This is a genomic window from Pseudoalteromonas sp. PAST1 (genome assembly GCF_021532515.1).
Lineage (GTDB): Bacteria > Pseudomonadota > Gammaproteobacteria > Enterobacterales > Alteromonadaceae > Pseudoalteromonas > Pseudoalteromonas simplex.
Genome location: NZ_JAKGBH010000055.1, coordinates 17534 through 30065 on the forward strand (window position 1 = coordinate 17534; position 12532 = coordinate 30065).

The 12532-nt window shown below is 41.0% G+C and carries 11 protein-coding genes, 3 tRNA genes and 1 pseudogene; 11 read left to right on the forward strand and 4 right to left on the reverse strand.

Annotated features, from left to right (window positions below; all coding sequences use genetic code 11):
• Positions 1-36 precede the first annotated feature (36 nt).
• From dinG to L1272_RS19445, 8 genes and pseudogenes are all read left to right on the forward strand, one after another.
• Positions 37-2112, forward strand: coding sequence for an ATP-dependent DNA helicase DinG (dinG, locus tag L1272_RS19410; protein WP_235374119.1), 2076 nt, complete (start codon positions 37-39; stop codon positions 2110-2112).
• The gene (locus L1272_RS19415; protein WP_054553678.1) at positions 2112-2888 is read left to right on the forward strand and encodes a TSUP family transporter; all 777 of its coding nucleotides are present in this window, start codon (positions 2112-2114) and stop codon (positions 2886-2888) included. Before dinG ends, L1272_RS19415 begins: the two co-directional genes overlap by 1 nt.
• Complete coding sequence (locus L1272_RS19420; protein ID WP_235374120.1) at positions 2889-3497, forward strand: primosomal replication protein; 609 nt, start codon at positions 2889-2891, stop codon at positions 3495-3497.
• Positions 3494-4387, forward strand: coding sequence for a histone deacetylase family protein (locus L1272_RS19425; protein ID WP_235374123.1), 894 nt, complete (start codon positions 3494-3496; stop codon positions 4385-4387). The genes L1272_RS19420 and L1272_RS19425 overlap by 4 nt, the downstream gene beginning before the upstream one ends.
• Positions 4388-4433: 46 nt before the next feature.
• On the forward strand, positions 4434-4706 hold the full coding sequence (locus tag L1272_RS19430; RefSeq protein ID WP_138602087.1) for a late competence development ComFB family protein: 273 nt from the start codon (positions 4434-4436) through the stop codon (positions 4704-4706).
• Entirely contained in the window at positions 4703-4861 is a 159-nt protein-coding gene (locus tag L1272_RS19435) for a YbaM family protein (protein ID WP_082389283.1), read from the forward strand. Before L1272_RS19430 ends, L1272_RS19435 begins: the two co-directional genes overlap by 4 nt.
• Positions 4862-4933: 72 nt before the next feature.
• Positions 4934-5821 (forward strand): DMT family transporter, encoded by an 888-nt coding sequence (locus L1272_RS19440; RefSeq protein WP_235374121.1) that lies wholly within the window; start codon positions 4934-4936, stop codon positions 5819-5821.
• Positions 5822-5892: 71 nt separating this feature from the next.
• Positions 5893-6134: pseudogene (locus L1272_RS19445) on the forward strand (hypothetical protein).
• Between the two features lie 15 nt (positions 6135-6149).
• Here L1272_RS19445 and L1272_RS19450 read toward each other — a convergent pair.
• Genes L1272_RS19450 through L1272_RS19465 form a run of 4 tightly spaced genes read right to left on the reverse strand, consistent with a single transcriptional unit; the run spans position 6150 to position 11111 of the window.
• Positions 6150-6806, reverse strand: coding sequence for a tRNA (adenine(22)-N(1))-methyltransferase (locus L1272_RS19450; RefSeq protein ID WP_138602085.1), 657 nt, complete (start codon positions 6804-6806; stop codon positions 6150-6152).
• Complete coding sequence (locus L1272_RS19455) at positions 6806-7735, reverse strand: class I SAM-dependent methyltransferase (RefSeq protein ID WP_166339748.1); 930 nt, start codon at positions 7733-7735, stop codon at positions 6806-6808. Before L1272_RS19455 ends, L1272_RS19450 begins: the two co-directional genes overlap by 1 nt.
• A 5-nt stretch (positions 7736-7740) precedes the next feature.
• Positions 7741-9735: an excinuclease ABC subunit UvrB gene (gene uvrB / locus L1272_RS19460; protein WP_054553686.1), complete on the reverse strand. Its 1995-nt coding sequence runs from the start codon at positions 9733-9735 to the stop codon at positions 7741-7743.
• A complete protein-coding gene (locus L1272_RS19465) occupies positions 9732-11111 on the reverse strand; it encodes an MATE family efflux transporter (protein ID WP_235374122.1) in 1380 nt (459 codons plus the stop codon). Before L1272_RS19465 ends, uvrB begins: the two co-directional genes overlap by 4 nt.
• Positions 11112-12175: 1064 nt before the next feature.
• On the opposite strand from L1272_RS19465, the gene L1272_RS19470 reads away from it, so the two are divergent.
• From L1272_RS19470 to L1272_RS19480, 3 genes are all read left to right on the forward strand, one after another.
• A tRNA-Asn gene (locus tag L1272_RS19470) sits at positions 12176-12252 on the forward strand.
• 21 nt (positions 12253-12273) lie between these two features.
• Positions 12274-12350, forward strand: a tRNA-Asn gene (locus L1272_RS19475).
• Between the two features lie 19 nt (positions 12351-12369).
• A tRNA-Asn gene (locus L1272_RS19480) sits at positions 12370-12446 on the forward strand.
• Positions 12447-12532 lie beyond the last annotated feature (86 nt).

Consider the following 12532-nt stretch of genomic DNA (forward strand, 5'->3'; position numbering starts at 1 on the left):
TACTGTAATTATATACATACTTTAGGTTTTCTGGGCATGCTTTCTGATTCTTTAAAAAAAACAATTCGGCAAATTCATAAGCATGTTGCTGATAACCTCACCGATTATCGCCCTCGAAGCAGTCAAAACTATTTAGTTGCCGAGATAGCAAAAACTCTGGCTGGCGAATATCACAAGAGCCAACGAATTTGTGTTATTGAAGCAGGCACCGGGACCGGAAAATCGTTAGCGTATTGTTTAGGGGCATTGCCTTTAGCGATGGCCAAGAAAAAGAAATTAGTGATTTCGACGGCAACCGTTGCTCTACAAGAACAGTTAATTAGTAAGGAGCTGCCTTTTTTTAAAGAGCACTCTGGCCTCGACATCAAGTTTGATTTAGTGAAAGGTCGACAGCGTTATATCTGTGCACAAAAACTGAGTGCCGCCGTCAATGGCGACAGTCAAACGCAAATGGAGTTTATGCCGACCCTATCATCGCCCCTTTCAGATATGGAAACCAAATGCTTAAAGCAACTTTATGATGCTTATTCAAAAAAGCAATGGCAAGGCGACCGCGATAGCTGGGCTGATACAATTCCTGATAAAGTGTGGAATTTAATTGCTTGTGATAAGCATTCATGCCAACGACAAATGCGCGCTCATCAGCTCTGCCCTTTTCATATGGCACGTCAGCGTCTGATGCAAATGGATGTGCTAGTGATCAACCATTCTCTATTACTGGCTGATCTTGATTTGGGTGGCGGTAAGATTCTACCTGAACCTGACGATACGATTTATGTTATCGATGAAGCACACCATTTAGCGCACATCACCCGCGACTTCTCTTCTGCCGCAGCAACCATTAAAGGCACCATAGACTGGCTCGACAAGCTGGTTAAATTTGCCGGCAAAATGGCCAATGTGCTCGTAGGTCAAAAAGCGATTGGGCAAAATTTTAAGCTCAGTGACAGTATCAATGATGCCGGTAAAAATTTAAAAGTAGTGCGTGATATTCTTGATAACGCAGACTTTAATTATAACAGTGATGACACCTATCGTTTTGAACATGGTGAAATCCCAGCATCTTTACATGCCAAAGCAAAAGATATTAGCGATGCCACCCTTGATGCCCTAAGAGCACTCAACAAGATGCACGATACCTTAGTGCAAGACGTAAGTGATGGCGATGTAAAACCTTATATGGCCGATCCAATCTTGGCTGAAAGTGGTCAGTACATTAATCGTCTAGAGTTATTAAACAAGCTGTGGTTTAGTTACGCCACAAAAGGCGAAGGTATTCCCCATGCGCGCTGGATCAAACGCTTAGAATATAAGAACCATCACGACCATTTACTTAGTGATTGCCCTATTGAAGTTGGCTATTACCTTAAAGATAAATTATGGAATCAATGTGCGGGTGCCGTGCTTTGTTCAGCCACCTTAACTGCATTGGGTTCATTTGATCACTTTGCTTATGAATGCGGTCTTGCCAAAGAAGAAGGCGTAAAATACATAAAAGTCCCTTCTCCATTTGATTACCCTAAACAAGCGACGCTGCATATTCCTGCAAGTCATATTGAGCCAACCGATAAAGCGTTTAGTGATCACTTAGCTGAGCAATTGCCCAAATTCCTTGATGATAAAAAAGCAAATTTAGTGTTATTTGCCTCTTATTGGCAGATGGATCATGTTGTTAAAGCATTACGTAACAAAGGAATTGAGGTCTTAGTGCAAGGAGAAATGTCTCGTGAAGCCCTGCTTAAAAAACATAAAGCCAATGTGGATTTAGGCCGTGCTAGCTATTTATTTGGCACTCAAAGTTTATCTGAGGGTCTTGATTTACCAGGTAAATACTTAGAAAACCTAGTAATTACAAAAATTCCATTTGCGGTGCCTACCTCACCAATAGAAGAAGCGCAGGCCGAGTTTGTGCAAAGTAAAGGTGGCAACCCGTTTCTTTCGATAACCGTACCTGATGCGGCAAAGAAATTAGTACAAAGCTGTGGTAGACTGCTGCGCAAAGAAAATGATCAGGGTCGCATTACTATCCTTGATCGCCGACTAGTGACCAAGCGATATGGCAAAGCCATGCTCGATACCTTGCCACCTTTTAAAAGACAAATTGATTATTAATGTTTGAATTAGCTTTAGACCCAACAACCTGGGCACTATTATGTGCAGTTGCACTAGCAGCCGGCTTTATTGACGCAATTGCAGGCGGCGGTGGCATGTTAACGGTACCTGCACTATTAACCGCAGGTTTGCCGCCTCACCTCACATTAGGTACCAATAAACTTGCAGCAAGTTTTGGTTCATTGACAGCCAGCGTAACGTATTTTCGTAAAAAGTTGTTCAACCCACGGTTTTGGGCTGCGTCCATTTTAGCAACAGCCATTGGGGCGCTCGTAGGTACTTTAGTGGTAGATTACTTAAGTATTGAATTTTTAAATAAATTACTACCGGTGGTGATTATTTTAGTCGCTTGTTACAGCTTATTTGGCAGTTTAAGTACAACTGAGCATAACGAGTTACCAGAGCTTGATAGTAAAACTAAAGTTAAACAGTGGCTGCAAGGGCTTGGACTTGGGTTTTTTGATGGTTTAGCAGGCCCCGGCACTGGCACATTTTGGACCGCATCAAATAGCCTTTTATATAAAATGAGCTTATTGCTTAACTGTGGTCTTGCCCGCTCAATGAATTTTGTTTCAAACTTTATTTCATTGATCACTTTCGTTGCACTTGGCCATGTAAACTTTCTACTTGGTATCACAATGGGTTTTTTCTTGATGCTTGGAGCATGGTTAGGAGCACATTCTGCAATAAAGTTTGGTAGTAAAATGATCCGCCCAGTGTTTAACACTGTGGTTATAGTGTTAGCATTAAAGTTAATCTATGAGGCTTATTTATAAATGCAATCGACTGCTTTTGATAAACTACGTTCACAAATTGAAAGGCTCAAACAATTGGCCACACAATTTGATAAGGGTAATTTATTTGCTAAAAATCGCTATATGCAAGCCCAGCCAAGTTTGTTTGATAAAGCCGTGTTTAGCACAAAAAGTATGAAGTTAGCCGACTATGTAACCGAAATCGAAGATGAGCTTAACAGCCTGCCGCCAGCTGAGCATCGCCATGCTTATCAATATGCGCTTGAGCGTATTGCCATTCAAGTCGAAGCGGTATTCAATGTAATCAAATCAACCCCAGTATGGGCTAAAGAAAATAAATACAGCTTTAAACCGAAAGCTAAGCCACAAGTTTATAAGCAAGCAGTAAAAAAAATCATGCAGTCATCCCATGAGCTGTATGACGAACTAAAACAAACCCATGAGTTTGAACGCCGCTTAGTTTTGATGATCGAAGAGCGAAAACTTAAGCTCGACGCTGCAAATGCACAGCAAGCAACCGAAATTAATAAAGAAATATTAGCTTTACATGCAAGACTTGGCCGTTGTCGAAAGGCTATTTCAGCCACTGAAGACAAAATTCAGCAAGTCGAAAAGCAACAGCTGAGATAATGTTTTACTATCATCCAAGTTATTCAGCGTTAACTTTACCCGAGCGTCACCGCTTTCCCATTGATAAATACCGCATGTTAAAACAGCTTGTTAGCAACTTTATTGATGAGCAGCATTTTATTACCCCACAACAAGCCACTAGAGCGCAGCTTGCTCTGTGCCATAACCCCGAGTATGTCGACGCTTTTTTAACTGGTAGCCTTGATAGCAAAGCAATTAAAAAAATGGGCTTTCCTTGGTCCACTGAGTTGGTTGAGCGAACACTTTACTCTGTTGGCGCAAGTATTCAAGGCGCTGAGTTTGCTTTGCAACAGGGTGCTGCTTTTAACCTAAGTGGTGGTTATCATCATGCTTTTACGAGCTATGGTAGTGGTTTTTGTATTTTTAATGACTTAGCGATAGCCGCAGCACACTTAATTGATTCAGAGCAAGCCGACACCGTATTAATTTTTGACTGTGACGTCCACCAAGGGGATGGCACAGCCGAAGTTACACAAGCACATCCCCAGATCATTAGCTGCTCTATTCATTGTCAGCAAAACTTCCCGCGTATTAAACAGCAATCAAACTACGATTTTGCGTTAGAGCATGGCACTACAGATGATGAATACCTAGAGACAGTCAAACAAGCTTTAGCCTTAACAATTAGGCTCCACCAGCCAGATATCATTTTGTATAACGCCGGCGCAGACATCGCAACAGATGACGAATTAGGACACTTTCAAGTGAGTTTAGAAGGCGTGTATCAGCGTGACCATTTTGTATTAAACCAAGCCAAGGAAGCAAAAATCCCAGTGTTTTCAGCCATGGGCGGTGGCTACCAACGAAATGTAAGCCGTTTGGTTGAAGTTCATAGCCAGCTTTATAGGGCAGCTGTCGATTTATTTTAAAGCTTGGTATACACTAAAAGTGACTTTTAAATAAGGCTAACTTTGTATGAAATTGCATGACGACATTCATAATTACTATGAAAAATTGGTTGTCGAAGACATCTCAAAACGAAACTTAGAAGCGACCTATAGTGATGATGTTATGGCAGATTTATGCTGCACAGTATTAAATCAACTGCCTGCTCGTTACATTCGCTACGATGTCGATATGGAATTTTATTTACCGCAAAAAGAACGTATTAGAATGGAGCAACAAGTGCAAACAGCTATTGATGTAGCGATCAGCCAAGTCGCTAAGAAAAAGGAATTGCAAAAATGAGTAGTGAGTTAGAAGGTGCGCCTAACTATATTAAAATTGCCGTTGACCTTATTATGCTATTAGAGCAAAACGATGTCCCCGCCGAAGATGTATTAGCAGCTTTAGAAATCGTTAAGTCTGATTTCGAAAAGAAACTTCCAAAATCAACCGATTAATAGTCCGAAAATGGCGAGTATTAGAGCAGAAATTTGTTATGCTCAGGTTTTATAATTCAAGAATGTAAAACCATGTCATTGCCAAGTTTATTACGCTTATTCATCCTTGCTGCTATTTGGGGCGCTTCCTTCTTATTTATGCGCATGGCAGCGAATAGCTTAGGCCCTGCAGTATTAATTGAGTTAAGAGTTGGCTTTGCTGCAATAACACTGTTTATTTTTGCGATGTACTTACGAAAGCAACTCGCTTTCACGACCCACAAAAAGCATTTTTTCATTATTGGCGCACTTAATTCCGCCCTTCCCTTTTTATTGTTTGCCTATGCAGCGCAAACAATTAATGCCTCAACCTTATCCATATTAAATTCAACGACCCCTATTTGGGGTGCCATCGTTGGTATTGTATGGAGTAAAACGAAACCCACCAAAAGTATGTTACTTGGCTTGCTATTAGGTTTAACGGGCGTAGCCATTTTAGTAGGGCAAAATAGCCTGATTATCGACACGCAAGCAATCACAGCAATTGTAGCTGCATTGTGTGCCTCGCTCAGCTATGCCATTGCATCTCATTACACAAAACATGCACCTAAGTTATCTGCTTTTGATAATGCCCATGGCAGTATGTGGGCGGCAAGTATTATGGTTCTACCGCTTATTTTTGTTATTCCTGCCAGAGAAATACCAAGTAATGAGGTGATGCTTGGTGTGGTGGCACTCGGTGTACTATGTACTGCGGTGGCATATATCCTGTTTTTCCGTTTGATTGATGACATTGGCCCAACCTCTGCGTTGACTGTTACCTTTTTAATTCCATTATTTGGCATTGCTTGGGGCAATTTAATTTTAGATGAGCAAATTGGACCTAATACCTTGGTTGGCGCATTGTGTGTTATCGCGGGTACCATGCTGGTCACCGGCTTTATTCGTATCAAGCCATTTTTAAAACGAAACACCTTGTAACAGAATCACCTTTGCAATTAAAAAATCAGGCTATAATCTATACATAATTTTTAAATAATAAGGAGAGTGCTATGTCAGGGACAACCATGGTGGTATTGATTGTCTTGATTTCTGTGGGTTCAGGTGTGATTTATGATATGTATAAAAAAAATTAGAGTTTAAATCTCGAACATTAAAAGACAGCAAAGAAGCGAACGAACATGTCGCTGCAGTAACAAAAGAGCTTGTAGAGCTAAAAGAGCGTGTGCAAACGCTCGAAGCCATTGTTACTGATTCAAGCTACAGCGTAAAACAAGAAATTAATAAACTCTAATTAAGTTAGCTCTTATTAAGTTAATAATGCACTGTATTGTTCAAGCACTGGCTGATAATAATCAGCGTCTTGATTTAACATACGTTGGTAATGAGCACATAATTGCTTCAGATAAGCTTGGTGCTCTTTACTTGTTAGCTGCCACATTTGCTGGCCAACTCGAGTGATCGACTGCGAAGCAGACGCACTCATGGCAATAACTTCATAAAATCGTTTGTTTTCACACACCAACTGCTCAGATACGAGCCCCAATGGCAGTGTCTGCAAATAGCTGCGAACTTGATAACTGTGATGTACAGGGCAAACAATAAAGTCGATATGCGTATTTGGCTGTTGACTAACAATCTGCGCTAAAAATCGCACTAATAACTCACCTCCCACCCCCGCAATAATAACAAGGTGACGCTTTTTAGGATCTGGTGAAATCATTGCCACATCTTGGCAATGTACCTGCCAACGGCCGCGTTGCTCACTTGTGGCAAAACGTTCGAGTTTATCACTTAGTACCTGCATCAGCTCAGGCACAATATCAACGAAATGTATAAACTGGGCTTTATTTTGCTGTAATAGCTCAATCCCTAACAAACCGTGATCGCAGCAACAATCCCAGATTTCGTCATACCCAGAATCAACTACATCAACAATGGCTGAAAGTCGTTTACTCAGTGCCATTAGTTTGCTGTTTTATAGACTAACGCTTTTAAGCTGCGATCACTGTCAACCTCAATAAAGCCATCAGTAGGAGCTAATCGCTCAACAAAACTAATTGCCCCTTGTGTATGATCGCTAATGAGATCTTTAAACGCCTGCTCAGATAGCTCAGGGCTATTTGCACACAGTAACAACTGGGTGTTTTCATTTAGCAGCTCAGGTAAACGACGTAGGATTTTTTGATAATCCTTGGTCAATATAAAACTGCCTTTTTGAAAACTCGGCGGGTCTACGATGATCAATTCATACGGTGCTGATTTTTTAAGCTTACCGAATGATTTTAGAATATCGTGCGGAAAATAACTAACACCTTGATCAAAACCATTTAGCTGATGATTTTGTTTACCTGTTCGCAGCACCCCTTTATTCATGTCCATATTAATAACTTGGTCTGCCCCCCCCTGCATTGCTGCAACAGAGAAGCCACACGTGTATGAAAATAAGTTGAGCACTTTTGCATTTTTACTATTAGCTTGAACAAACTCCCGGCCACGGCGCATATCAGGGAAAATCCCAGTATTTTGGCGACTCAATAAATCGACTTTAAACTTAATACCATTTTCACTGACATGGTGCTCTTGGGGTAATTCACCATGCATAAGCGCGTTGCGGGTGTTAATGCCGCTACGTTGTTGGTAAACCAATGCACCGACAAGCGCTGGCGCATTCTCTTGCGCCCATTGCCACAGGGCATCAGTTAATTGCGCAAGTACTTGTTCATCTATTTCTTGATATGAAACTAAAAAGAGTGCTGGCGGATAAAAGTCTAAGTTTATGTGGCTCAGCTCAGCGACTGAGTGACCACGGCCATGGAATACACGACATAATTCATTAGCAGCAAGTGGCGCCTCTGCTAAAGCATTTAAAATGGCAGAAAAATCGTTTGTCATCATCTTTAGTTAATTAACTGTTGTTGTAATTCGTGAATTTCATCACGCACAGACGCCGCTTTTTCAAACTCAAGATCGCTAGCATAAGCATGCATTTTCGCTTCAAGAGCTTTGATTTGGCTGGCAATATCTTTCGCGCTGAGCACTTGTTTAGACTCTTTACGCACTAACTTAAGGTTGTCTTTCGGGCTTGCTTCTTCGCCCACATCCATAATGTCGGTAATACTTTTAACCAGTGCTTGTGGCTCAATACCATGTTCAAGGTTATAAGCTTGTTGTTTTTCACGGCGGCGGTCTGTTTCATCAATGGCTTGTCGCATTGAATTAGTGATGCGGTCGCCATACAGAATTGCTTTACCATTTAAGTGACGCGCAGCACGCCCTATGGTTTGAATAAGTGAACGAGTCGAACGTAAGAAACCTTCTTTATCGGCATCAAGTATCGCCACCAGTGAAACTTCTGGCATGTCGAGACCTTCTCGCAATAAGTTAATGCCTACTAACACATCAAATACGCCAGCACGTAAATCACGAATAATTTCAACCCGTTCAACAGTGTCGATGTCTGAGTGCAAATAGCGTACTTTTACGTCATGGTCATTGAGATAGTCGGTTAAATCTTCTGCCATACGCTTAGTTAACGTGGTTACAAGCACCCGCTCATTCACTTCTACTCGTTTATAGATTTCTGAGAGTAAGTCATCAACCTGGGTGCCCACAGGGCGTACTTCAATTTCTGGATCAATAAGCCCGGTTGGACGAATGACCTGCTCTGCAACCTCCCCTGATGAGCGCTCAAGCTCAAAGTCACCAGGTGTTGCCGACACATAAATAGTTTGCGGCGCAATGGCTTCAAATTCTTCAAAGCGTAATGGGCGGTTATCTAACGCTGATGGCAAGCGAAAGCCATACTCAACAAGATTTTCTTTACGGCTTCTATCGCCTTTATACATAGCACCAATTTGCGACACAGTAACGTGTGATTCATCAATAATCATCAATGCATCATCAGGTAAGTAATCTAATAATGTCGGCGGTGGATCGCCCGGTGTTCTGCCAGATAAGTATCGCGAATAGTTTTCGATGCCAGAGCAATAACCAAGCTCGGTCATCATTTCAATATCGTACTGGGTGCGCTGAGCAATACGTTGCTCTTCCACAAGTTTGTTGGCACTGAGTAACTGAGCTCGGCGGTCTTTAAGCTCATCTTTAATTTTATCAATGGCATCAAGAATTTTTTCACGGGGTGTTACATAGTGGGTTTTTGGATAAATAGTCGCACGTACAATATGCTTTTCAACTGCTCCTGTAAGCGGGTCAAAAATACTTAAGCGCTCAATTTCATCGTCAAACATCTCCACACGCACAGCGTAAGTATCCGATTCAGCAGGAAATATATCGACCACTTCGCCACGTACACGATAAGTACCGCGGCTAAATTCAATATCATTGCGTGTATATTGCAATTCAGCAAGCCGACGCAGCATATCGCGCTGATCGACGGTTTCACCTACTTTTAGTAAAAGCATCATCTTCATGTATGAGTCAGGGTCGCCCAAACCATAAATAGCAGACACCGAAGCCACAATAATGGTATCACGTCGTTCAAGCAGCGCTTTGGTGGCACTTAAACGCATTTGTTCAATGTGCTCATTAATAGACGCGTCTTTTTCAATAAAGGTATCGCTGGCAACAACGTAGGCTTCTGGCTGGTAATAATCATAATAAGATACAAAATACTCAACCGCATTATGAGGGAAAAACTCTTTCATTTCACCGTAAAGCTGTGCAGCGAGTGTTTTGTTGTGTGCCATAATAATGGTTGGCCGATTCAAATCATTAATGATATTGGCCATGGTGAAGGTTTTACCGGTTCCTGTAGCCCCTAATAATGTTTGATGTGCAAGCCCAGCCTCTAGGCCATCTTTTAACTGTGCAATGGCCGTTGGTTGGTCACCACTTGGCTGAAACTTAGAAACTAGTTGGAAATGGTCGCTCATGAATGACACTCCTTCATATATGACTCACTTAACCCATCAACTTCTTTGATAAACCATTTATAGGCAACCATTGCAGTAAATAAGTTACCAATCGCGGCACCAATAAATAAACCAGTTAAACCTGCAATTTCGCTGCCTATATAAGCAAAAGGTACATAAAAAACAAACAGACGTACCACACTTAAAATCAGGGCATTCATTGGTTTATGCAAGGCATTAAATGAAGAGTTAGATAAAATAATCACCCCCTGCAGGCCATAACTCAGTGGTAAGATATAAATGAATAACTTAATCACATCCATTACCGCTTGCTCTTTACCAAATACATCCGCGATAAAGCCAGAGGTTAACAGCAGGAAAATATAAATAGCGAACTGCCAAATCATCACGAATTTCAAGGTTTTTGAGTAAGCTTCTTTAACACGTTCAAACTTACCTGCCCCAAAGTTTTGACTTACAAATGGTGGAAAGGTCATCGATAAAGCAAGCACCACAAGGCTTGCGATAGATTCAATGCGACTGCCTACACCAAACGCTGCAACCGCCTCAGGGCCATGCTTAGCTACTAATGCCGTCATGACCGCCATCGCTATTGGCGTCAACATATTTGCGCCTGCCGCCGGTAAACCTATTTTAAGAATTTTACGCACTGAACTAACTGCTGTTTGCTGACCAGCATGCAGACTCAACAAACCGTTCTTAATTGCCAGAATATATAAAATAATAATTACTGCAACCGCCCAAGCAATAACACTCGCAATAGCAGCCCCTTGTATACCTAAGGCTGGAATTGGCCCAAAACCAAAAATTAGTACCGGATCTAAAATAGCATTTATCAGCCCCGCTCCACCCATAACAATACTTGGCGTTTTGGTGTCGCCGCTGGCTCTAAGCACTGAATTGCCAACCATAGGGGTAATTAAAAATACACTGCCGATGAACCACACGCTCATGTAGTCATGAATAAGTGGCAAGACTTGCTCACCTGCCCCTAATAATTTAAAGATAGGCTCAATATACAAATAACCTAAGGCAGAAAGGCAAAACACCATTACAACCGACACCAGTAATGACATACTGGCATCAAAACGAGCTTCATCTAACTTATCACTACCAAGTGCTTTAGCAATAACTGCGGAGGTACCTATCCCTAAGCCGATTGCTAAACTAATTACAGTAAAGGTAACTGGAAAAGTAAAACTTACTGCAGCTAATGGCTCGGTGCCTAACAAACTGATGAAGAAGGTATCGACTAAATTAAACATCATAAGAGTGATCATTCCGAAAATCATAGGAATGGTCATTTTTTTTAAGGTCGGCAGAATTGGGGAGTTTAAAAGATCAGGTTTAGTTTTGCTCTGCGGTTTCACGCTCATAAGAATTCTTGGCCTCTTTATATGAGCCTATAAGTTTAAAGCATCCTTCACTTGCAAGCTATGCTTTATTCGCAGAATCAAAATCGATGTACAAAACTATAACTTTTGACGCTTTGACATAAAAATAACCACTAACCCTTATAAAAAACAATATAAAAACAAATTTAATAGCTTTATTACAATTAAATGGCACTATTCGCTGTTTTTTTACACAATAAATAGCATCATTTCATCGTCACGAATAAATTTACTTATCAATTCAGCATCGCTTCAGATAAAAACACTAACACATTGATTTAAAATGAATTAAAAAAACTTAATTAAACACTTGAAATTGCTGGAGCGCCCTAAAATCCTAGTACTATAGCTGTTCTTAAAGTTTAATAAACAGAGTTATCCACAGAAACCGTGGATAACTCTCTAGAAGCCGCAAATATAAAGGCTTTGAAGACTAGCTTGAAACTGATAAAACGAATAATAGTGAAGTATCCCGTTTTGACCCTTTTGTAAGCTTCTAGAAAAGAATGTGTAAAAAATGCTCTCCCCTTAATGGAAAGCCAGCATGAAACATAAAACACGACAACACACTATTCAGTAACTAACTGATATGTATACCTAAAAATAAATTTAGTCATCCTCGACAAACAATGATGTCGATGTGCTTCATAAAAAAAGATGGAATATTCGCCATCTGTAGTAAAAAAATACAAGAAAAAAATAACACCTAAGGATGGCCTAATAAAAACTCTTAGGTTTGATTTTCTCAATCACAAGAAATTATTGCATAAGTGATGATTTCCTCACTTTAATAGAGAATATCTGAACAAAGAATGGTTTTTTATATTTTCAATTTGGTACTACTGCTCAAAAAGAATGCAAAAAAGTCATCTTTTCGACATAGCTAGTCTTCTAAAAAACAAAAAACGCTGCGCTTTTCAGCTACATTTTGCTCAGATCGAACATAAAAACATCGAATAAGCTTCTTTTTTGAATTTATGAAGTTTTTATGTTGACACTTTGCAATGCTGTCATTAATATTTCGCCCCGTTGAAAGGCATGACGCTTCCCCCTTAGCTCAGTTGGTTAGAGCGACGGACTGTTAATCCGCAGGTCCCCCGTTCGAGTCGGGGAGGGGGAGCCAAGTTTTTCAATCATAAACGATTCCCCCTTAGCTCAGTTGGTTAGAGCGACGGACTGTTAATCCGCAGGTCCCCCGTTCGAGTCGGGGAGGGGGAGCCAAGTTTATGAATATGATTGTTCCCCCTTAGCTCAGTTGGTTAGAGCGACGGACTGTTAATCCGCAGGTCCCCCGTTCGAGTCGGGGAGGGGGAGCCAAATCATAGCACCGCACTACTCTATTTAGTTCCCCCTTAGCTCAGTTGGTTAGAGCGACGGACTGTTAATCCGCAGGTCCCCCGTTC

Bases quoted from the DNA above. Each gene is read 5' to 3' on its own strand.
- L1272_RS19415 (WP_054553678.1), top strand. From the start codon at position 2,112: ATGTTTGAATTAGCTTTAGACCCAACAACCTGGGCACTATTATGTGCA.
- L1272_RS19435 (WP_082389283.1), top strand. From the start codon at position 4,703: ATGAGTAGTGAGTTAGAAGGTGCGCCTAACTATATTAAAATTGCCGTT.
- L1272_RS19455 (WP_166339748.1), bottom strand. From the start codon at position 7,735: ATGACAAACGATTTTTCTGCCATTTTAAATGCTTTAGCAGAGGCGCCA.
- dinG (WP_235374119.1), top strand. From the start codon at position 37: ATGCTTTCTGATTCTTTAAAAAAAACAATTCGGCAAATTCATAAGCAT.
- L1272_RS19430 (WP_138602087.1), top strand. From the start codon at position 4,434: ATGAAATTGCATGACGACATTCATAATTACTATGAAAAATTGGTTGTC.
- L1272_RS19465 (WP_235374122.1), bottom strand. From the start codon at position 11,111: ATGAGCGTGAAACCGCAGAGCAAAACTAAACCTGATCTTTTAAACTCC.
- uvrB (WP_054553686.1), bottom strand. From the start codon at position 9,735: ATGAGCGACCATTTCCAACTAGTTTCTAAGTTTCAGCCAAGTGGTGAC.
- L1272_RS19440 (WP_235374121.1), top strand. From the start codon at position 4,934: ATGTCATTGCCAAGTTTATTACGCTTATTCATCCTTGCTGCTATTTGG.
- L1272_RS19450 (WP_138602085.1), bottom strand. From the start codon at position 6,806: ATGGCACTGAGTAAACGACTTTCAGCCATTGTTGATGTAGTTGATTCT.
- L1272_RS19420 (WP_235374120.1), top strand. From the start codon at position 2,889: ATGCAATCGACTGCTTTTGATAAACTACGTTCACAAATTGAAAGGCTC.